This is a genomic window from Pseudomonas resinovorans NBRC 106553, assembly GCF_000412695.1.
Lineage (GTDB): Bacteria > Pseudomonadota > Gammaproteobacteria > Pseudomonadales > Pseudomonadaceae > Metapseudomonas > Metapseudomonas resinovorans_A.
On the sequence record NC_021499.1, the window covers coordinates 622347 to 642477 of the forward strand.

Genomic DNA, 20131 nt, shown 5'->3' on the forward strand with positions numbered 1-20131 from the left:
GGCCAAGTGTGCCAGTAATCCGGCGCCAGCTTAACAGACGACCTTCATTCGACAATGTGATTTTGCGACGCACCTATCACCTGCTCGGGAACTATTTGAGGCCCGGCATGGAAAATGCGCTGTGATAAGCTACCGCACCTTTTTTCAAGCGGAGTTTCAGGCGATGAAAGCACGCATCCAATGGGCGGGCGAAGCCCTGTTCCTTGGCGAATCCGGCAGCGGCCATGCAGTAGTCATGGACGGTCCGCCCGAGTCCGGTGGTCGCAACCTGGGCGTGCGCCCCATGGAAATGCTGCTGATCGGCCTGGGTGGCTGCACCAACTTCGACGTGGTGAGCATCCTGAAGAAGTCCCGCCAGCCGGTGGAAAGCTGCGAAGCCTTCCTCGAGGCCGAGCGTGCCGATGAGGACCCCAAGGTCTTCACCAAGATCCACGTGCATTTCGTGGTGAAAGGGCGCGGTCTCAAGGAGGCCCAGGTCAAGCGCGCGGTGGAGTTGTCGGCGGACAAGTACTGCTCGGCCTCGATCATGCTCGGCCGTGCCGGCGTCGAGATCACCCACGATTACGAGATCATCGAACTCGGGGCTTGAACCCGGTGACGACGATCGGCCGGATGAGGACATCCGGCCATCATATTTGCTCGGCAAACTCTGGCAGACGGCGCCTGTCGTCTGCATAATTCGCCCCCTTCCAATTTCCGGGGCCCGGCCCCGAACCTACGACCACAATCGCCAACGCGAAGAGGTGTAAACCGTCCTACGCAGAAGTGTCGTGCGCTTCTGACGGGCATGCTCAACCACGCGGCAGAGCCGCATATGCACAGAGAGCTCTCAACGGTGAAAAGCAAACTCAAGCTCCACGGGTTCAATAACCTGACAAAGACCTTGAGCTTCAACATCTATGACATCTGCTACGCGGAAACCCCCGAGGACCAGCAGGCCTACGTCCAGTACATCGACGAAGAGTACGACGCCGAACGCCTGACCCAGATCCTCACCGACGTAGTGGACATCATCGGTGCGAACATCCTCAATATTGCCCGCCAGGATTACGATCCCCAGGGCGCGAGCGTGACCATCCTGATTTCCGAGCAGCCGGTGACCCCCACCGACAGCCAGATCGAGGAATCCCCCGGTCCGCTGCCGGAAACCATCCTGGCGCACCTCGACAAGAGCCACATCACCGTTCATACCTACCCGGAAATCCATCCGGTGTCCGGTATCGCCACCTTCCGCGTGGACATCGATGTATCGACCTGCGGCGTGATCTCGCCACTGAAGGCGCTCAACTACCTGATCCACCAGTTCGACTCGGACATCGTCACGGTGGACTATCGCGTGCGCGGCTTCACCCGTGACGTGGAAGGCAAGAAGCACTTCATCGACCACGAGATCAACTCGATCCAGAACTACCTCTCCGACGACACCCAGGACGCCTACCAGATGACGGACGTCAACGTGTACCAGGAGAACCTGTTCCACACCAAGATGCTGCTCAAGGACTTCGAGCTGGACAACTACCTGTTCGGCGACGCCACCAGCAACCTGACCGCGGAACAGCGCAAGGAAGTCGAGGCGCGCGTGCGCCACGAAATGCTGGAGATCTTCTACGCGCGCAACATGCCCAACTGAGGCGCTTGCACGCGGGAAACGAAAAAGGGCGCCTGATGGCGCCCTTTTTCATTGTGGGTTTCAAATGCGGTAGGTGCTCTTGGTCATCACCTTGGAGAGCAGGGTCATGCCGAATTTCACCGGTGCCGGGAAGCGCAGGCCGCCGGCCTCGATGGCGCTGGTGGCGTGTTGTTCCTCGTCGGTGCGCATCTGCTCGAGGATCGCGCGGGACTTGGTGTCCTCCGCCGGCAACTGTTCGAGGTGCTCATCGAGGTGCTTGCACACCTGGTCCTCGGTGGCGGCGACGAAGCCCAGGCTGACGCGGTCGCTGATCAGGCCGGCGACGGCGCCGACGCCGAAGGACAGGCCGTAGAAGATCGGGTTGAGCACGCTCGGGCGGCTGCCCAGCTCACGGATACGCTGCTCGCACCAGGCCAGGTGGTCGATCTCCTCCTCGGCGGCGTGTTCCATGGCTTCGCGCACTTCCGGCAGCTTGGCGGTCAGTGCCTGGCCCTGGTAGAGCGCCTGGGCGCAGACCTCGCCGGTGTGGTTGATGCGCATCAGTCCGGCGATGTGGCGGGCGTCCGCGTCCGCGAGCGCGGCATCGGGCTGGCCATCGGCGGGGGAGGGGCGGAACGGCTGGCCGGTGAAGGGCAGCAGGGTGCGCAAGGCGGCATCGGCCTGCAGCAGCAGCCGGTCGGCGGGAGAGTAGGAACGTTCGCTGGCCATGCGGCACCTCCGTGGAAAATCGATGGGCATTCTAACCCAAGGGGCCGGCCGAGGCTTGACCGGTGTCAGGCCCCGGCCCGGGCGATCAGCCCGGCGGCCAGTGCAGCGCGCGCTGGCCGAGCACATGCATGTGGATGTGGAACACGGTCTGGCCGCCCAGTTCGTTGCAGTTCATCACCACGCGGAAGCCTTCGTCGCAGCCTTGCTCCTTGGCCAGGCGCTGGGCGGTGTGCAGCATGTGCCCGGTGAGGGCCTTGTCGTCCTCGGTGAGGTCGTTGAGGGTGGGGATGTGCTTCTTCGGGATCACCAGGAAGTGCACGGGCGCCTGGGGGCCGATGTCATGGAAGGCGACGACCTGGTCGTCCTCGTAGAGCTTGCGCGCGGGAATTTGCCCGGCGGCGATTTTGCAGAACAGACAGTCCACGGGAATTCTCCGGCCTGTTATAAGAAACCCCGAGTTTAGCGGCGAGCCAATTGCCCGGCCAGTTGGGTCGGTGCCCACAAGGAGCCCCTTTGAAGAACGATATCCACGACCTCGGCCTGGTGCTGGATTCTCGGGTCAAGCTGATCCTGATCGAGTCCTGGGACGAGCGCCGCGTGCTGGAGACCCTCACCAGCCTGGCGGTCAAGCGCGGCCTCGGGCTCTACACCTGGGCGGTCAGCGAAGGGCTCCAGCGCCTGGGGTTCGGTGGCGAGAGCCTGGGCGAGGGCGATAGCCGCGAGCCTGAAACGGCGCTCAAGCTGATCAAGGCCGATCCGCAGCCGAATCTCTACGTGATGTGCGACCTGCACCCCTTCCTCGACGACAACCCCAAGACGATACGGCTGTTGAAGGAAGTGGCCATGGCCGAGGGCAACCACAAGCCGACCCTGGTACTGGTTTCCCATGCCCTCAAGCTGCCACCGGAAGTGCAGCGCTACGCCGCGCGGTTCGACTTGGCGCTGCCCAGTGAGGATGAACTGCTCGGCATCGTCCGCGAGGAGGCGACGAACTGGAGCGAGCGCAACCGTGGCGCTCGGGTGCGCACCGACAACCGCACCCTGCAGCAGGTGGTGAAGAACCTGCGCGGTCTGAGCCACGGCGAGGCCCGGGCCCTGGCGCGCAACGTCATCTGCGACGACGGCGCCATCACCCAGGAAGACCTGCCGGAGTTGAACAAGGCCAAGTTCCAGTTGCTGGACCTGGAAGGCGTGCTCAGCTTCGAGTATGAAACCGCGCGCTTCGCCGAGGTGGGCGGGCTGGCCAACCTCAAGCGCTGGCTGGCCGAACGCCAGTCGGCGCTGCTGGAAGACAAGGGCAAGGACCGGCCCAAGGGCGTGTTGCTGGTGGGCGTGCAGGGCGGTGGCAAGAGCCTCGCCGCCAAGGCCGTGGCCGGACTCTGGGGCCTGCCGCTGCTGCGCCTGGACTTCGCCTGCCTGTACAACAAGTTCTTCGGCGAAACCGAACGCAACCTGCGGGAGGCACTCCGGCTGGCCGAACAGATGGCACCCTGCGTGCTGTGGATGGACGAGGTCGAGAAGGGCCTGGCCAGCAGCGACCACGATGGCGGCGTCAGCCAGCGTGTGCTGGGCACCCTGCTGACCTGGATGGCTGAGCGCAAGGCGCCGGTGTTCCTGGTGGCCACCGCCAACGCCATCGAACGATTGCCGCCGGAGCTGCTGCGCAAAGGGCGCTTCGACGAGCTGTTCTTCGTCGACTTGCCGTCGCCCGAGGTGCGCGCCGAGATCTTCCGCATTCATCTGGCCCGTCGCGAGCTGGACCCGGTGCATTTCGATCTCCACCAACTGACGGCTGCCAGCGACGGTTTCTCCGGTGCCGAGATCGAACAGGCAGTGGTCGGCATGCTCTATGCGGCCCAGGCTCTGCAATGCCCGGCCGACCAGGCGCTGTTGCTGCGGGAACTGAAGGGAACGGCCCCGCTCTCGGTGTTGATGGCCGAACCGCTGGCCAACCTGCGTGGCTGGGCGAGCGGGCGCTGCGTGATGGCCGATTGAGGCTCAGGGTTGGGCGAAGCGGCGGATGATCCGGCCCGCCAGGCGTCGTACCAGCCAGCGCGGCGCCAGCCTGGGGAGGAAGGCGGCCACGCGGTTGCGCCAACCGGGGATGATGATGGCGCGGTCCTTCTCGAGGGCGCGCACGGTCTCCAGTGCGACTTCCTCCGGGCTCAGCATCAGCTTGCTGCCTTCCAGGCCGCCGACTTCGAGGTGGGCGCCACGGAAGAAAGCGGTGCGGGTCGGGCCGGGGCAAAGCACCGAGACCTTCACGCCACGGGGGCGCAGCTCCTCGCGCAGGCCTTCGGAGAAATTCAGCACATAGGCCTTGCTGGCGTAGTAGTTGCTCATCCAGGGGCCGGGCTGGAAGCCCGCCACCGAGGCGACATTGAGTATCTGCCCGCCACCCTGGCGCGCCATCAGGCCGCCGATGCCATGGCAGAGCCTGGCCATGGCCAGGACATTGAGTTCGAGCAGCTCCTGCTCGCGGCCCCAATCCTGGTCGACGTAGGCACCGGACGTGCCGATGCCGGCGTTGTTCACCAGCAGATCGATGTCCAGCTCCCCTTGTTCCAGGTCCATCAGCAGGCCGGATACGTGCAGGGGCTCGGCAAGGTCGCAGTAGCGGAACAACACCTCCACGCCGAAGCGCTGGGTCAGCTCGCAGGCGACGCTCTCCAGAACATCCCGTTGCCGTGCCACCAGCAGCAGGTGCCGCCCTCGCCGCGCCAGGGCTTCGGCCAGGGCCAGGCCGATACCGCTGGAGGCGCCGGTGATCAGGGCATAACGGGGCATCTGGAGGTTCTCCGTAACGGGGCCGGGTTGGACAACGCCGGCCCCGGGAGGTTGCTTACTCTGCCGCTTCGCCTTCGATGGCGGCCGGCTGGTCGATTCCGGCGGACTGGCCCATTTCTGCGTTCAGGTAGTCCTGATAGGCCGGAATCGAAACGGCGGCGACTATACCGAGAATCGGCACGAGGAGGATCAACCAGGCGAGCACTATCACCGCACGGCTGTTCGGCGGTGGCGGTGGGCCATAGCGGTTGGGACCGGCGGTGCCCGGCATGAACAGCATCAGCAGCGCGAACACGCTGCCCACCACCGGCACCAGGTTGAGCAGCCAGAGCCAGCCGGACCAACCCATGTCGTGGATGCGCTGCACGCCGATGAACAGGCTGACCACCATCAGCGCCACACAGGCGGCTATCACTAGCAGGCCACTGAGGGTGGTGGACACGGCCATGCTGCCGGCGATCAACGCGCCGATCGGCAGGAACGCCAGTAGCAGACCCATGCTCCAGCCGAGGTAGCGCACACGGCCGATGCGGCCGGTGGTGCTGAGCACCTTGAGCTCGCCGAATTCCGGCAGCTGCTCGCCTACCTGTGCCTGGGGCGGCGCGTAGGGGGAAGCCGTTTCGGTAGTGGCACTGGCGGCGACTGCGGCGGCTTTCTGTGGAGCGGACTCCTCCGCCAATTGCGCCTGGCGGGCCAGGTACTTCTCGATGATGACCCCGCAGGCCTGGCACTCGGCGGACTTGGGCTGTTCATGGCCGCATTTCGGGCAGCTCATGACGTCGGTCGTGGTGGCTTCGGCGGCCGCGACCGCATTCGGGTCCGGGTGGTCGTCGGTGGCCACCAGGCTCAGCTCGGCGGCCCGGTCGTGCTCCTTGCGCACATTGGCGCCGGCGCGCTGCAGGGCGGACAGGTACTTGTCGGCCTCCTCTTCGGGCAGGTCGCGCTTGAGGGCGACGCTGCGGCCGCCGAACAGGCCGTCGATCTTGCTGGGATCACTCTTGAACAGGCGGGCGAGGTTTTCCTTGACGGTATCCATTGCCACGCCGGGCATGGGTTCACCGTCGAAGACGATCTTGTAACGGGCTTCGGTCATACGGGCATCCTTGTCGACGACGGAAAAGATGATGGCACAGCGTAATTGCGCTGCGGCCCGCGGCACAAGCGGTCTGGCGCACAAATACAGGCTTCAGCCGGTGCCGAGGGGGCTCCAGCGACCCACCAGGCTGCCACCACGCAAGAGGCGAAGATCGGCGAACTCGCCGAGGGTCGTCTCGGACTGGGCCGGGCGCAGGAACACCCAGTCGTCCACGGCCAGCGCAGTCGCGCGGGAGCCGATCAGACGTTCCTGGTTGGCACTGCGGCCGTAGAGCGTGTCGTAGGCGAGTCCGACCGGCGATGCCGGGGTCGCCTGCCAGTTGCCGCCATAGAGGTAATGGGCGCGTTGGCGGTTGGGATTCCAGCCTTGCAGCAGGCGCTGCGCCGCGTCCAGAAAGGGCAGGGCGCCGTCGAGCACCTTGAGCACCGGCGTGGCTATCCACAGGGCCGGCTGATGGCCATGGAGCAATTCGCTGTCGAAGGCACCCGGCTTGAGCAGGGCGGAGCCCACTGCCACCTCGTTCAGCGGCCCCTGGCCGCCCACGTGCAGTGGGTAGGTCTGGCTGCCGCCGCCGTTGAGCAGCGGCTCGCTCGGCCAGAGCGGCGAGGCTTGGGCGGCGCGGATGAATGCCTGGTAGCGGGCGTTGCTCTCGTCCAGGGCGCGTTGGCGGCCGATCCAGAACGGCGCGTGCGCCACCTGGGCGTCGTAGCCCATCAGGCCACGTAGCCGCAACGGCGACGGCTGGGCCGCCAGTTGCCCAAGCGCAGTGCCCAGGGCTTCGGGCGTGGCGAAGCCGCCGCGCGCCAGGCCGATATCGATCTCCAGGGCGACCTGCAACGGCTGCCCGAGGGCGCGACCCAGCTCGGCGTACTCCTGCAGGCGCTGCGGGCTGTCGATCAACCAGGTGACCTGTCGGCTGGGGTCGAAGCCAAGGTGTTGTGGCAGTTGCCGGTAGAAGGCCAGGGCCGCGGCGGCCGGCAGGGGCTTGCCCAGCAGCAGGTCGGCGTTGGGGAAGAGTCGCGCCAGTTGGTTCAGCTGGGGCTGGTGGAACACCATGAAGCGTGAGCAGTTCAGGCGCCGGGCCAGGTAGTCCAGCAGACCGCCCGAGGCGAGGGACTTGGCCACCAGGCGCAGCGGTGTCGGACCGAGCCGCGTGGCCAGCAGGTCGGCGTTGGCATCCAGGCGGTCGAGGTCGATGACCAGTTGCGGGATGCCGCCGCCGTCCTGACGCAGCAACTGGTTCAGGCGCGCGAAGTAGGCATCGTGGGGGCGGCCCTGATCGCTGGGGCGCGCCGCCCACAGGCCCAGGGCGCCGAGCGCGCCGAGTCCGAGCAGGGTGCGGCGCCTCATCGGGTCCAGCGTTGGCCCAGTTGTCCGGCCTTGTCGCGGGCGGCGCGGTACTCCTGGTCGAGGCGGGCGACCAGTTCTGCAACCGTGGGCAGGTCGCGGATATTGCCCACCCCCTGGCCGGCGGACCACACGGTCTTCCAGGCCTTGGCCTCGTCGCTGACCGGCTTGAGCTTCTCGCCGTAGTTGATATCGGCCTTGTCGGCCAGGCGTTTCAGGTCATAGCCGGCGGCTTCCAGGCTCTGGCGCATGAAGCTGGCGGGTACGCCGGAGACGGCGGGCGTATGGACGATGTCCGCCGCGCGGGCATCGAGGATCATCTGCTTGTAGCGGGTTTCGGCATCGCTCTGCTGGGTGGCGATGAAGCGGGTGCCGAGGTAGGCGAGGTCGGCGCCAAGCATCTGCGCGGCGAAGATCTCGTGGCCGTGGTTGAGGCAGCCGGCGAGCAGCAGGGTCTTGTCGAAGAACTGGCGGATTTCGGCGATCAGCGCGAACGGGCTCCAGGTTCCGGCGTGGCCACCGGCACCGGCCGCGACCGCGATCAGCCCATCGACCCCGGCCTCGGCGGCTTTCTCCGCGTGGCGGCGGGTGGTGACGTCATGGAATACCAGGCCGCCGTAGCTGTGTACGGCGTCCACCACCTCCTTCACTGCGCCAAGGCTGGTGATGACGATGGGCACGCGCTTCTCGACGCAGATGGCCAGGTCCGCGGAGAGGCGCGGGTTGCTGTGGTGAACGATGAGGTTGACCGCGTAGGGCGCCGCATCCGCAGCCAGACCCGCTTCGATCTCCTCCAGCCAGGCACGGAAGCCGCTGCTCTCGCGCTGGTTCAGCGCCGGAAAGCTGCCGACGATGCCGCTGTTGCAGCAGGCCAGGACCAGGCTGGGGTTGGAGACCAGGAACATCGGCGCGGCGACCACCGGCAGGCGCAGGCGTTGATCGAGCAGGGCGGGCAGGGACATCTGGCATTCCTCTTGTCAGGTCAGAAGGGCTTGACGACCACCAGGATCACGATGGCGATCAAAAACAGCACTGGCACTTCGTTGAACCAGCGGTAGAACACATGGCCACGGCGGTTCTCGTCGCGGGCGAAGCGCTTGAGCAGGCTGCCGCAGGCGTGGTGATAACCGATCAGCAGGACCACCAGGGTGAGCTTGGCGTGCAGCCAGCCTTGGCTCAGCCAGCTCGGATTGAGGTAGAGCATCCACAGGCCGAAGACCAGGGTGGCGACCATCGAGGGGCCCATGATGCCGCGGTAGAGCTTGCGTTCCATGACCTTGAAACGCTCCCGGCTGGGCTCGTCCTCGGCGGTGGCGTGGTAGACGAAGAGTCGCGGCAGATAGAACAGGCCGGCGAACCAGCAAACGACGGCGATCAGGTGCAGGGCCTTGAGCCACAGATAGAGCATGGGACGGTTTCCATCGGACAGATCGTCCGGATAGTAGAGGCTTGAGCGCCCGCACGTCACCTCGGCGGTTGGCCCCTGGCCGATGCGGCCTTATCATCGGCAGCTTTCCAATCGGTTCTTTGAGGGGCAAGTGATGGTCAAGGTCGGAATCGTCGGCGGCACGGGCTACACCGGTGTCGAACTGCTGCGTCTGCTGGCGCAGCACCCGCAGGTGGAGGTCGCGGTGATCACATCGCGATCCGAGGCCGGGATGAAGGTCGCCGATATGTATCCGAACCTGCGCGGCCACTACGACAACCTGGCGTTCAGCGTTCCGGACGTGGCCACCCTGGGTGCCTGCGACGCGGTGTTCTTCGCCACCCCCCACGGCGTTGCCCATGCCCTGGCCGGCGAGCTGCTGGCGGCCGGTACCCGGGTGATCGACCTGTCCGCCGACTTCCGTCTGCAGGACGCAGAGGAGTGGGCCAAGTGGTACGGCCAGCCCCATGGCGCCCCGGCGCTGCTGCCGGAGGCCGTCTACGGCCTGCCGGAAGTCAATCGCGAAGCCATCAAGGGCGCGCGCCTGATCGCCGTTCCCGGTTGCTACCCGACTGCCGCCCAACTGGGCTTCATCCCGCTGCTGGAAGCCGGCCTGGCGGATACCAGCCAACTGATCGCCGACTGCAAGTCGGGTGTCAGCGGCGCCGGCCGTGGCGCCAAGGTGGGCTCGCTGTTCTGCGAGGCGGGCGAAAGCATGATGGCCTACTCGGTCAAGGGCCACCGCCACCTGCCGGAAATCAGCCAGGGCCTGCGCCGCGCCGCGGGTGGCCCGGTGGGCCTGACCTTCGTGCCGCACCTGACGCCGATGATCCGTGGCATCCACGCCACCCTCTACGCGAACGTGGTCGACAAGAGCGTCGACCTGCAGGCGCTGTTCGAGAAGCGTTATGCCAACGAACCCTTCGTCGATGTGATGCCGGCCGGCAGCCATCCGGAAACCCGCAGCGTGCGTGGCGCCAACGTCTGCCGTATCGCGGTGCACCGCCCGCAGGGCGGCGACCTGGTGGTGGTCCTGTCGGTGATCGACAACCTGGTGAAGGGCGCTTCCGGCCAGGCCGTCCAGAACCTCAACATCATGTTCGGTCTCGAAGAGCGTCTGGGCCTGTCCCATGCCGCGCTGTTGCCTTGATCGCGCCTGGCGCCGGCGTTTCATTGCCGGCGCCGCACTTCGATCCCTTTGCCGGGTCGAAACGCTTAATAGTTGACCAGTTTTCTAGGGTAAGCGGATAATGCCTCGCCTTAGCGCAGTATGGCGGCGTCAAGCCGGGAGAGTTGCAGCATGAGCGTCGAATCCTTCACCCCTTCAGCCCTGATGTTCACCGAGAGCGCGGCCAGCAAGGTGAAGAACCTGGTCGATGAAGAGGGCAATCCGCGCCTGAAGCTTCGTGTCTTTGTCACTGGCGGCGGTTGCTCGGGTTTCCAGTACGGCTTCACCTTCGATGAAGACGTGGCGGACGACGACACCATCGTCGAGCGTGACGGTGTCAGCCTGGTGGTCGACCCGATGAGTTTCCAGTACCTGGCGGGTGCCGAAGTGGACTACCAGGAAGGTCTGGAAGGGTCGCGCTTCGTGATCAAGAACCCGAATGCCGCCACTACCTGCGGTTGCGGTTCTTCCTTCTCGATCTGATTTCAGTTCGTCCAGCGAACGCCGTGCATATGCACGGCGTTTTCGTTTGTGCTGGATTCGCTCAGGCGGGGTAGATGGCGCCGAGAATGCGCAGGCCCCGGGCACCGGTGACGCTGGGACGGTTGGTGGGAATGCCTTCCAGGCAGCAGTGGGCGAGCCAGGCGAAGGCCATGGCCTCGACCCAGTCGGGGTCCACGCCGAAATCCGCGGTGCTGCATACGCGCGTGCCGGGCAGCAGGGCGGCGAGGCGCAGCATCAGCTGGCGGTTGTGAGCGCCACCGCCGCACACCAACAGGTCGTTGGTCCTGGTCTGAGCCGCGCGCAGGGCGTCGATGATGCTGCGGGCGGTGAGTTCCAGCAGGGTGGCCTGCACATCCTCGTGCTTGAAGCGGGGCAGGCGCGCCAGGTGGGATTGCAGCCAGCCGAGGTTGAACAGCTCGCGGCCGGTGCTCTTCGGTCCGCGAGCGGAGAAGAAGGTGTCGCCGAACAGCGTATCGAGCAGTCGTTGCTGTAGGGTGCCGCTGGCGGCCCAATCGCCGTTGCGGTCGAAGGTGTCGCCACGCTGCAGGTGGATCCAGGCGTCCAGCAGGACGTTGCCGGGGCCGCAGTCGAAACCGTGCACGGGCTTGCCCGGCTCGATCAGGCTCAGGTTGCTGAACCCGCCCACGTTGAGCACGGCACGGTGGCTGTTGGCGTCGCCGAAAAGGAACTCGTGGAAGGCTGGAACCAGGGGCGCACCTTGGCCGCCGGCGGCCACGTCGCGACGGCGGAAGTCGCCGACCACGGTGATGCCGGTTAGCTCGGCGAGCAGCGCCGGATTGCCGATCTGGATCGTGAAGCCCCGTGCGGGTTCGTGGCGCACGGTCTGGCCGTGACTGCCAATAGCGCGGATATCCCTGGCGCCGAGGTTGTTGCGCACCAGCAGCGCGTTGATGCCGGTTGCGGCCAGTTCGACCCAGCCATTCTCCGCCAGCGCTGCGCGAGCCAGTTCGTCAGGCCCGGGGGCGCAGAGTGCCAACAGCTCGCTGCGTAACGAGCCGGGCATGGGGATGTAGTGGGTATCGAGGAGGGTGATGCGGTCGGTCTGTTCAACCAGGGCGATGTCCAGGCCATCAAGGCTGGTCCCGGACATCACCCCCAGGTAGCGCGCCATGTGCTCAGCGCTTGTTCAGGGCCAGCATGCTGGCCTTTTCCTGGTCCATGCGCGCCAGCAGCGGCTGGGTCATCTGCAGGAAGCGCTTCTTCTCGCTGGCGATCAGCGGATCGGCCATGGGCAGTTTCACGCCCAGCGGGTCGACGTGCACGCCGTTCACCTGGAACTCGTAGTGCAGGTGCGGGCCGGTGGAGAGACCGGTAGTACCCACGTATCCGATGATCTGGCCCTGCTTCACGCTGCCGCCGGTGCGAATGCCCTTGGCAAAGCCTTTCATGTGGCCATAGAGCGTGCGGTACTTGCTGCCGTGCTGGATGATCACCGCATTACCGTAGCCGCCGCGACGACCTGCCAGGACGATCTTGCCGTCGCCGGTAGCCTTGATCGGAGTACCGCGGGGCGCTGCGTAGTCCACACCCTTGTGGGCGCGGATCTTGTTCAGGATCGGATGGCGGCGGCCGTTGGAGAATCGCGAGCTGATGCGGGCGAAGTCCACCGGTGTACGGATGAAGGCCTTGCGCATGGCGGTGCCGTCACCGCGCAGGTAAGTGGGGTTACCTTGCTTGTCGACGTAGCGCACGGTGGTGAAGGTCTTGCCACGATTGATGAAGCGCGCGGCGAGGATCTCGCCACTGCCGACCTTCTTGCCGTCGACCACCTTCTCTTCGTAGATCATCTCGAATTCGTCGCCTTCGCGGATGTCGAGGGCGAAGTCGATGTCGTAGCCGAAGATGTTCGCCAGGTCCATGGTCAGGTCATGGGACAGGCCGGCGCGCTTGGCGGAGAGGAACAGGGAGCTGTCGATCACGCCACGCGCGTACGCCGAGCGCACTTCGGGCTTGATCAGGTCACGCTTGAAGGCGTAGCCCTTGGAAGTCTTTTCGAGGTGAACACTTTCGAGCCCGCTCAGCTTGGTACTGATGCGCTCGAGCTGCCCTTCCGGGGTCAGCTTGAATTCGAAGTTCTGGCCGACCTTGAGGCGGCTGAGCTGCTTGGCGTCCTTGCTGCTGTTGAGCACGTCGTGCAGGACGTTGGCGGACAGGCCCACCTTGGCGAATACGGTGGACAAAGTGTCGCCGTTACCCACGGTCACAGCCTTCAGGCTGGGATCGACGGGTTTTTCAGTGGAAGCGAGTTCGGAAGCTTGGTCTGCCTTCTTATCCGCGTCTTTTCCGGCGCTGTTCTGGTTTTCTGCTGGGTTCTCGATCTTGGCGAACGGCGAGATACCCTCATCCCCGGCAGCGGAACCTTGTCGGAGGTCATCCTTCTCCTGGATCACCATCTCCGAGCCGTTTTCCAGCTCCAGGTTGATGAAGGTCTTCTTCGCCTCGACCTCGCGAGACGGGAACACCAGCAGGGCCAGGCTGAGCAGCGCAGCTACACCGCTAGCAGCCAGCAAGTGGCTCTTCGGGTAGGGCGGCTCTTTAGGTACTGAATGCGTCATGGCGTGTGGTGTGTTTTGGAATATGAACTAACTGCCTAAAATATAATCAAAATAAGCCCTAGGCAACCTCGGAGTGCTTCCTTCCGCTGACTGGCACGGGCTGGGCGCAAAACTTGTAATTGGTGCGCGATCTTGTATGGTTGGTTCCCCTTTGTCTATCCAATGGTCTACGAGTCCTGTCATGAAGTCGGTTGAAGAGCAGCTGGCGCTGATCAAGCGCGGTGCGGAAGAGGTTTTGGTCGAGTCCGAGCTGGTCGAAAAGCTCAAGCGTGGCCAGCCGCTGCGCATCAAGGCCGGCTTCGATCCGACCGCTCCCGACCTCCACCTCGGCCACACCGTGCTTATTAATAAGCTGCGCCAGTTCCAGGAGCTCGGGCACCAGGTGATCTTCCTGATCGGCGACTTCACCGGGATGATCGGCGACCCCAGCGGCAAGAGCGCCACGCGCCCGCCGCTGACCCGCGAACAGGTCCTGGATAACGCTGAGACCTACAAGGCCCAGGTGTTCAAGATCCTCGATCCGGCCAAGACCGAGGTGGCGTTCAACTCCACCTGGATGGACCAGTTGAGTCCGGCCGACTTCATTCGCCTGGCTTCTCAGTACACCGTTGCGCGCATGCTCGAGCGTGATGATTTCAGCAAGCGCTACAGCACCCAGCAGCCCATCGCGATCCACGAGTTCCTCTATCCGCTGGTCCAGGGTTACGACTCGGTGGCCCTGCGTGCCGATGTGGAACTGGGTGGCACTGACCAGAAGTTCAACCTGCTGATGGGGCGCGAGCTGCAGCGCGCCTACGGCCAGGAGTCCCAGTGCATCCTGACCATGCCGTTGCTCGAAGGTCTGGATGGCGTGAAGAAGATGTCCAAGTCCCTGGGTAACTACGTGGGTATCCAGGAAGCGCCGGGCGTGATGTACAACAAGCTTGTCTCTATCCCGGACCAGCTGATGTGGCGTTACTTCGAGCTGCTGAGCTTCCGTTCCATGGACGAGATCACCCAGTTCAAGCGCGACGTCGAGGCGGGTGCCAACCCGCGTGACATCAAGATCAAGCTGGCCGAGGAGATCGTGGCGCGCTTCCATGGCGAAGAAGCTGCCGCGACTGCCCATCGCTCTGCGGGCAACCGTATGAAGGAAGGTGAACTGCCGCTCGACCTGCCTGAGGTCCAGTTGCTTTCTGCTGAAGATATGCCCATCGCTTCCGTCCTTAATAAGGCAGGCCTGGTGAAGAACGCCGCGGTCGCACGTGACCTGCTGGGTTCCGGTGGTGTGCGTGTGGACGGCCAGGTGGTAGAGCGCGGCTTCGTATTCAAGCTCGGGGCCACCCATGTCCTGCAAGCGGGCAAGAAGGCGTTCGCGCGGGTTTCCCTCGCGGCCGAGTAAAGAGTTTCAAATAAGTGTTGACGGCAGATTCTGCGCGCCTATAATGCGCACCTCTTCCAGCGACGAGGCGGCGAAAGAGCTTGAAAATCAAGCACTTAACAAGGCGGAAAAGCGAGAAGAGGTGATCGGCGAGCGGTGGTAGAGCTGGCCACTTCGGGCTTCCGAAAGGGCGAACGAAGAAGATCACAGAGGCGTTGACAGCGAGTTTGAACGCTGTAGAATGCGCCTCCCGCTGACGAGAAGAGTGATCGGATCGAAAGCGCAAGCGGTTGAGTAGAAAGAGAAATTCTTCGAAAAACAGCTTGACAGAAAGAAAGGCTGCTGTAGAATGCGCGGCCTCGGTTGAGACGAAAGACTTGATCGAAACGCTCTTTAACAACTGAATCAAGCAATTCGTGTGGGTGCTTGTGAAGTAAGACTGGTAGTCGACTGATTATCAGCAACACAAGTAACTCTTCGTGAATTCAAAGAGTTTATTTGCGATTGCTGAGCCAAGTTTAGGGTTTTCTCAAAACCCAAGCAGTATTGAACTGAAGAGTTTGATCATGGCTCAGATTGAACGCTGGCGGCAGGCCTAACACATGCAAGTCGAGCGGCAGCGGGTCCTTCGGGATGCCGGCGAGCGGCGGACGGGTGAGTAATGCCTAGGAATCTGCCTGGTAGTGGGGGATAACGTTCGGAAACGGACGCTAATACCGCATACGTCCTACGGGAGAAAGTGGGGGATCTTCGGACCTCACGCTATCAGATGAGCCTAGGTCGGATTAGCTAGTTGGTGGGGTAAAGGCTCACCAAGGCGACGATCCGTAACTGGTCTGAGAGGATGATCAGTCACACTGGAACTGAGACACGGTCCAGACTCCTACGGGAGGCAGCAGTGGGGAATATTGGACAATGGGCGAAAGCCTGATCCAGCCATGCCGCGTGTGTGAAGAAGGTCTTCGGATTGTAAAGCACTTTAAGTTGGGAGGAAGGGCAGTAAGTTAATACCTTGCTGTTTTGACGTTACCAACAGAATAAGCACCGGCTAACTTCGTGCCAGCAGCCGCGGTAATACGAAGGGTGCAAGCGTTAATCGGAATTACTGGGCGTAAAGCGCGCGTAGGTGGTTCAGCAAGTTGGAGGTGAAATCCCCGGGCTCAACCTGGGAACTGCCTCCAAAACTACTGAGCTAGAGTACGGTAGAGGGTAGTGGAATTTCCTGTGTAGCGGTGAAATGCGTAGATATAGGAAGGAACACCAGTGGCGAAGGCGACTACCTGGACTGATACTGACACTGAGGTGCGAAAGCGTGGGGAGCAAACAGGATTAGATACCCTGGTAGTCCACGCCGTAAACGATGTCGACTAGCCGTTGGGATCCTTGAGATCTTAGTGGCGCAGCTAACGCGATAAGTCGACCGCCTGGGGAGTACGGCCGCAAGGTTAAAACTCAAATGAATTGACGGGGGCCCGCACAAGCGGTGGAGCATGTGGTTTAATTCGAAGCAACGCGAAGAACCTTACCTGGCCTTGACATGCTGAGAACTTTCCAGAGATGGATTGGTGCCTTCGGGAACTCAGACACAGGTGCTGCATGGCTGTCGTCAGCTCGTGTCGTGAGATGTTGGGTTAAGTCCCGTAACGAGCGCAACCCTTGTCCTTAGTTACCAGCACGTTATGGTGGGCACTCTAAGGAGACTGCCGGTGACAAACCGGAGGAAGGTGGGGATGACGTCAAGTCATCATGGCCCTTACGGCCAGGGCTACACACGTGCTACAATGGTCGGTACAAAGGGTTGCCAAGCCGCGAGGTGGAGCTAATCCCATAAAACCGATCGTAGTCCGGATCGCAGTCTGCAACTCGACTGCGTGAAGTCGGAATCGCTAGTAATCGTGAATCAGAATGTCACGGTGAATACGTTCCCGGGCCTTGTACACACCGCCCGTCACACCATGGGAGTGGGTTGCTCCAGAAGTAGCTAGTCTAACCGCAAGGGGGACGGTTACCACGGAGTGATTCATGACTGGGGTGAAGTCGTAACAAGGTAGCCGTAGGGGAACCTGCGGCTGGATCACCTCCTTAATCGAAGACTTCAGCTTCTTCATAAGTTCCCACACGAATTGCTTGATTCAATTGCGAAGGCGATTGGGTCTGTAGCTCAGTTGGTTAGAGCGCACCCCTGATAAGGGTGAGGTCGGCAGTTCGAATCTGCCCAGACCCACCAATTGTCGCGGGGTCGTATGACCGGTTGACATTGGGGCCATAGCTCAGCTGGGAGAGCGCCTGCTTTGCACGCAGGAGGTCAGGAGTTCGATCCTCCTTGGCTCCACCATCTCCAGGCTGATCAAGAGTCCAGAATTGAATATCTCGAGTGGGATATTGAATTCTGAACTTTGCTTCAGAATCGTTCTTTAAAAATTCGGGTATGTGATAGAAGTGACTTGTTGAGTGTTTCACTGCACTCAATGAATCAAGGTAAAATTTGCGAGTTCAAGCGCGAATTTTCGGCGAATGTCGTCTTCACCCCTATGATCACGAGCAGATTGCTTGGGGTTATATGGTCAAGTGAAGAAGCGCATACGGTGGATGCCTTGGCAGTCAGAGGCGATGAAAGACGTGGTAGCCTGCGATAAGCTTCGGGGAGTCGGCAAACAGACTTTGATCCGGAGATCTCTGAATGGGGGAACCCACCTAGGATAACCTAGGTATCTTGTACTGAATCCATAGGTGCAAGAGGCGAACCAGGGGAACTGAAACATCTAAGTACCCTGAGGAATAGAAATCAACCGAGATTCCCTTAGTAGTGGCGAGCGAACGGGGATTAGCCCTTAAGCTTCTTGGATTTTAGCGGAACGCTCTGGAAAGTGCGGCCATAGTGGGTGATAGCCCCGTACGCGAAAGGGTCCAGGAAGTGAAATCGAGTAGGACGGAGCACGAGAAACTTTGTCTGAATATGGGGGGACCATCCTCCAAGGCTAAATACTACTGACTGACCGATAGTGAACCAGTACCGTGAGGGAAAGGCGAAAAGAACCCCGGAGAGGGGAGTGAAATAGAACCTGAAACCGTATGCGTACAAGCAGTGGGAGCCTACTTTGTTAGGTGACTGCGTACCTTTTGTATAATGGGTCAGCGACTTATATTCAGTGGCGAGCTTAACCGAATAGGGGAGGCGTAGCGAAAGCGAGTCTTAATAGGGCGTTTAGTCGCTGGGTATAGACCCGAAACCGGGCGATCTATCCATGGGCAGGTTGAAGGTTAGGTAACACTGACTGGAGGACCGAACCGACTACCGTTGAAAAGTTAGCGGATGACCTGTGGATCGGAGTGAAAGGCTAATCAAGCTCGGAGATAGCTGGTTCTCCTCGAAAGCTATTTAGGTAGCGCCTCACGTATCACTCCAGGGGGTAGAGCACTGTTTCGGCTAGGGGGTCATCCCGACTTACCAAACCGATGCAAACTCCGAATACCTGGAAGTGTCAGCGTGGGAGACACACGGCGGGTGCTAACGTCCGTCGTGAAAAGGGAAACAACCCAGACCGTCAGCTAAGGTCCCAAAGTTATGGTTAAGTGGGAAACGATGTGGGAAGGCTTAGACAGCTAGGAGGTTGGCTTAGAAGCAGCCACCCTTTAAAGAAAGCGTAATAGCTCACTAGTCGAGTCGGCCTGCGCGGAAGATGTAACGGGGCTCAAACCATACACCGAAGCTACGGGTTCGTCGTAAGACGAGCGGTAGAGGAGCGTTCTGTAAGCCTGTGAAGGTGAGTTGAGAAGCTTGCTGGAGGTATCAGAAGTGCGAATGCTGACATGAGTAACGACAATGCGAGTGAAAAACTCGCACGCCGAAAGACCAAGGGTTCCTGCGCAACGTTAATCGACGCAGGGTGAGTCGGCTCCTAAGGCGAGGCAGAAATGCGTAGTCGATGGGAAACGGGTTAATATTCCCGTACTTCTAATTACTGCGATGGGGGGACGGAGAAGGCTAGGCCAGCTTGGCGTTGGTTGTCCAAGTTTAAGGTGGTAGGCCGAACACTTAGGCAAATCCGGGTGTTCAAGGCCGAGAGCTGATGACGAGTGTTCTTTTAGAACATGAAGTGGTTGATGCCATGCTTCCAGGAAAAGCCTCTAAGCTTCAGGTAATTAGGAACCGTACCCCAAACCGACACAGGTGGTTGGGTAGAGAATACCAAGGCGCTTGAGAGAACTCGGGTGAAGGAACTAGGCAAAATGGCACCGTAACTTCGGGAGAAGGTGCGCCGGTGAGGGTGAAGGACTTGCTCCGTAAGCTCATGCCGGTCGAAGATACCAGGCCGCTGCGACTGTTTATTAAAAACACAGCACTCTGCAAACACGAAAGTGGACGTATAGGGTGTGACGCCTGCCCGGTGCCGGAAGGTTAATTGATGGGGTTAGCGCAAGCGAAGCTCTTGATCGAAGCCCCGGTAAACGGCGGCCGTAACTATAACGGTCCTAAGGTAGCGAAATTCCTTGTCGGGTAAGTTCCGACCTGCACGAATGGCGTAACGATGGCGGCGCTGTCTCCACCCGAGACTCAGTGAAATTGAAATCGCTGTGAAGATGCAGTGTATCCGCGGCTAGACGGAAAGACCCCGTGAACCTTTACTGTAGCTTTGCACTGGACTTTGAGCCTGCTTGTGTAGGATAGGTGGGAGGCTTTGAAGCGAGGACGCCAGTTCTCGTGGAGCCATCCTTGAAATACCACCCTGGCATGCTTGAGGTTCTAACTCTGGTCCGTCATCCGGATCGAGGACAGTGTATGGTGGGCAGTTTGACTGGGGCGGTCTCCTCCTAAAGAGTAACGGAGGAGTACGAAGGTGCGCTCAGACCGGTCGGAAATCGGTCGTAGAGTATAAAGGCAAAAGCGCGCTTGACTGCGAGACAGACACGTCGAGCAGGTACGAAAGTAGGTCTTAGTGATCCGGTGGTTCTGTATGGAAGGGCCATCGCTCAACGGATAAAAGGTACTCCGGGGATAACAGGCTGATACCGCCCAAGAGTTCATATCGACGGCGGTGTTTGGCACCTCGATGTCGGCTCATCACATCCTGGGGCTGAAGCCGGTCCCAAGGGTATGGCTGTTCGCCATTTAAAGTGGTACGCGAGCTGGGTTTAGAACGTCGTGAGACAGTTCGGTCCCTATCTGCCGTGGACGTTTGAGATTTGAGAGGGGCTGCTCCTAGTACGAGAGGACCGGAGTGGACGAACCTCTGGTGTTCCGGTTGTCACGCCAGTGGCATCGCCGGGTAGCTATGTTCGGAAGAGATAACCGCTGAAAGCATCTAAGCGGGAAACTCGCCTCAAGATGAGATCTCACTGGGATCTTGAATCCCCTAAAGGGCCGTCGAAGACTACGACGTTGATAGGTTGGGTGTGTAAGCGCTGTGAGGCGTTGAGCTAACCAATACTAATTGCCCGTGAGGCTTGACCATATAACACCCAAACAATCTGGTGATTGTGGGTGCGACTGGTTGAAGTCGATAGAAACCGAAAGTTCGCAAGAACCGC

Annotated in this window: 15 protein-coding genes, 2 tRNA genes and 2 rRNA genes; 10 read left to right on the top strand and 9 right to left on the bottom strand. The window is 61.5% G+C overall.

Annotated elements, in window-relative coordinates:
- Positions 1 to 163: 163 nt before the first annotated feature.
- The gene (locus PCA10_RS02770) at positions 164 to 589 is read left to right on the top strand and encodes an OsmC family protein (protein ID WP_016490501.1); all 426 of its coding nucleotides are present in this window, start codon (positions 164 to 166) and stop codon (positions 587 to 589) included.
- 246 nt (positions 590 to 835) lie between these two features.
- Positions 836 to 1630: an adenosylmethionine decarboxylase gene (gene speD, locus PCA10_RS02775; RefSeq protein WP_041770114.1), complete on the top strand. Its 795-nt coding sequence runs from the start codon at positions 836 to 838 to the stop codon at positions 1628 to 1630.
- A gap of 60 nt (positions 1631 to 1690) precedes the next feature.
- Here speD and coq7 read toward each other — a convergent pair whose 3' ends face one another.
- Both coq7 and PCA10_RS02785 read right to left on the bottom strand, forming a co-directional pair.
- Positions 1691 to 2338: a 2-polyprenyl-3-methyl-6-methoxy-1,4-benzoquinone monooxygenase gene (gene coq7, locus PCA10_RS02780; protein ID WP_016490503.1), complete on the bottom strand. Its 648-nt coding sequence runs from the start codon at positions 2336 to 2338 to the stop codon at positions 1691 to 1693.
- A gap of 85 nt (positions 2339 to 2423) precedes the next feature.
- Positions 2424 to 2762: a histidine triad nucleotide-binding protein gene (locus PCA10_RS02785; RefSeq protein WP_016490504.1), complete on the bottom strand. Its 339-nt coding sequence runs from the start codon at positions 2760 to 2762 to the stop codon at positions 2424 to 2426.
- Positions 2763 to 2851: 89 nt separating this feature from the next.
- Here PCA10_RS02785 and PCA10_RS02790 point away from each other — a divergent pair, with 89 nt between their 5' ends.
- Complete coding sequence (locus PCA10_RS02790) at positions 2852 to 4333, top strand: AAA family ATPase (protein WP_016490505.1); 1482 nt, start codon at positions 2852 to 2854, stop codon at positions 4331 to 4333.
- A gap of 3 nt (positions 4334 to 4336) precedes the next feature.
- Here PCA10_RS02790 and PCA10_RS02795 read toward each other — a convergent pair whose 3' ends face one another.
- The 5 genes from PCA10_RS02795 to hemJ form a co-directional block, all read right to left on the bottom strand.
- Entirely contained in the window at positions 4337 to 5125 is a 789-nt protein-coding gene (locus tag PCA10_RS02795; protein WP_016490506.1) for an SDR family NAD(P)-dependent oxidoreductase, read from the bottom strand.
- Between the two features lie 55 nt (positions 5126 to 5180).
- On the bottom strand, positions 5181 to 6218 hold the full coding sequence (locus PCA10_RS02800) for a DUF805 domain-containing protein (protein WP_016490507.1): 1038 nt from the start codon (positions 6216 to 6218) through the stop codon (positions 5181 to 5183).
- A 93-nt stretch (positions 6219 to 6311) separates the two neighbouring features.
- Positions 6312 to 7571, bottom strand: a complete 1260-nt coding sequence (locus PCA10_RS02805) for an alanine racemase (RefSeq protein WP_016490508.1) — start codon at positions 7569 to 7571, stop codon at positions 6312 to 6314.
- Entirely contained in the window at positions 7568 to 8530 is a 963-nt protein-coding gene (locus tag PCA10_RS02810; protein ID WP_016490509.1) for an NAD(P)H-dependent flavin oxidoreductase, read from the bottom strand. The genes PCA10_RS02805 and PCA10_RS02810 overlap by 4 nt, the downstream gene beginning before the upstream one ends.
- 20 nt (positions 8531 to 8550) lie before the next feature.
- The gene (gene hemJ, locus PCA10_RS02815; RefSeq protein WP_016490510.1) at positions 8551 to 8976 is read right to left on the bottom strand and encodes a protoporphyrinogen oxidase HemJ; all 426 of its coding nucleotides are present in this window, start codon (positions 8974 to 8976) and stop codon (positions 8551 to 8553) included.
- A gap of 133 nt (positions 8977 to 9109) precedes the next feature.
- Here hemJ and argC point away from each other — a divergent pair, with 133 nt between their 5' ends.
- Both argC and erpA read left to right on the top strand, forming a co-directional pair.
- Entirely contained in the window at positions 9110 to 10144 is a 1035-nt protein-coding gene (argC, locus tag PCA10_RS02820) for an N-acetyl-gamma-glutamyl-phosphate reductase (RefSeq protein WP_016490511.1), read from the top strand.
- A 150-nt stretch (positions 10145 to 10294) separates the two neighbouring features.
- The gene (erpA, locus tag PCA10_RS02825) at positions 10295 to 10645 is read left to right on the top strand and encodes an iron-sulfur cluster insertion protein ErpA (RefSeq protein WP_016490512.1); all 351 of its coding nucleotides are present in this window, start codon (positions 10295 to 10297) and stop codon (positions 10643 to 10645) included.
- Between the two features lie 61 nt (positions 10646 to 10706).
- On the opposite strand, the gene PCA10_RS02830 is transcribed toward erpA, so the two are convergent.
- Positions 10707 to 11798: an anhydro-N-acetylmuramic acid kinase gene (locus PCA10_RS02830; RefSeq protein WP_016490513.1), complete on the bottom strand. Its 1092-nt coding sequence runs from the start codon at positions 11796 to 11798 to the stop codon at positions 10707 to 10709.
- Between the two features lie 4 nt (positions 11799 to 11802).
- The gene (locus PCA10_RS02835) at positions 11803 to 13242 is read right to left on the bottom strand and encodes a peptidoglycan DD-metalloendopeptidase family protein (protein WP_016490514.1); all 1440 of its coding nucleotides are present in this window, start codon (positions 13240 to 13242) and stop codon (positions 11803 to 11805) included.
- Positions 13243 to 13423: 181 nt separating this feature from the next.
- Here PCA10_RS02835 and tyrS point away from each other — a divergent pair, with 181 nt between their 5' ends.
- The 5 genes from tyrS (at position 13424) to PCA10_RS02860 (ending at position 20055) form a co-directional block, all read left to right on the top strand.
- Complete coding sequence (tyrS, locus tag PCA10_RS02840) at positions 13424 to 14623, top strand: tyrosine--tRNA ligase (RefSeq protein ID WP_016490515.1); 1200 nt, start codon at positions 13424 to 13426, stop codon at positions 14621 to 14623.
- 527 nt (positions 14624 to 15150) lie between these two features.
- Positions 15151 to 16687: ribosomal RNA gene (locus PCA10_RS02845) — 16S ribosomal RNA — on the top strand.
- Positions 16688 to 16752: 65 nt separating this feature from the next.
- Positions 16753 to 16829: transfer RNA gene (locus PCA10_RS02850), tRNA-Ile, on the top strand.
- Positions 16830 to 16861: 32 nt separating this feature from the next.
- Positions 16862 to 16937: transfer RNA gene (locus PCA10_RS02855), tRNA-Ala, on the top strand.
- Positions 16938 to 17164: 227 nt separating this feature from the next.
- Positions 17165 to 20055, top strand: a 23S ribosomal RNA gene (locus PCA10_RS02860).
- The 16S and 23S rRNA genes sit together here with 2 tRNA genes alongside, the layout of an rRNA operon.
- Positions 20056 to 20131 lie beyond the last annotated feature (76 nt).